Origin of the sequence: Shewanella sp. P1-14-1 (genome assembly GCF_001401775.1) — a bacterium.
Classification (GTDB): Bacteria; Pseudomonadota; Gammaproteobacteria; order Enterobacterales; family Shewanellaceae; genus Shewanella; species Shewanella japonica.
This window is the reverse complement of sequence record NZ_LKTL01000123.1, coordinates 1-252: the sequence shown is the minus strand read 5'-3', so window position 1 is coordinate 252 and position 252 is coordinate 1. Positions and strand designations below refer to the sequence as shown.

Below are 252 nucleotides of genomic sequence, written 5' to 3'. Positions count from 1 at the left end.
TGAGTTGATGGTAACTAGATTTATTACTTACTGTTGAAGGTAAGACTTAGTGAAGAATATAAAGCGCTTAATAAAGTAGAAAACTCAAACAGCTTTCCGAATTTAGTTAATTGCGATAAGCGATTAACACCCGAATTTGCTTGGTGACAATAGCATTGTGGTCCCACCTGATCCCATCCCGAACTCAGTAGTGAAACGCAATCGCGCCGATGATAGTGTGGGGTCTCCCCATGTGAAAGTAGGTCATCGCCA

1 rRNA gene is annotated in these 252 nt (G+C 41.7%); it reads left to right on the top strand.

Features of this window, described 5'->3' with window-relative positions:
• Window positions 1-139: 139 nt before the first annotated feature.
• A 5S ribosomal RNA gene (gene rrf, locus AN944_RS21210) occupies window positions 140-252 on the top strand; the annotation flags it as partial.